1 pseudogene is annotated in these 232 nt (G+C 71.1%); it reads right to left on the bottom strand.

The annotated features are described in order from the left end of the window. Positions 1-232, bottom strand: a pseudogene (locus ACH65_RS17380) (acetyl-CoA C-acetyltransferase); the annotation flags it as partial.

Raw genomic sequence — 232 nt, 5'->3', positions numbered from 1 at the left:
AGGGTACACAGCACCTGCGCCGCGAAGGCCTCGTGGATCTCGTAGTAGTCGAAATCCTGCAGGGTGAGGTGGTTGCGCGCGAGCAGCCGCGACACCGCCACCGTGGGCGCCATCAGCAGGCCCTCGCCGTGCACGAAGTCGACCGCGGCCACTTCCGCGTCGCGCAGGTAGGCCTGCACCTTCAGACCGCGCGCGGCGGCCCACTCGTCGCTGCCCAGCAGCACCGCGGCGG

Origin of the sequence: Frateuria defendens (genome assembly GCF_001182895.1) — a bacterium.
Taxonomy (GTDB): Bacteria; Pseudomonadota; Gammaproteobacteria; order Xanthomonadales; family Rhodanobacteraceae; genus Frateuria_B; species Frateuria_B defendens.
The sequence above is the reverse complement of the archived record's forward strand: the minus strand, read 5'-3'. Positions and strand labels throughout refer to the sequence as shown.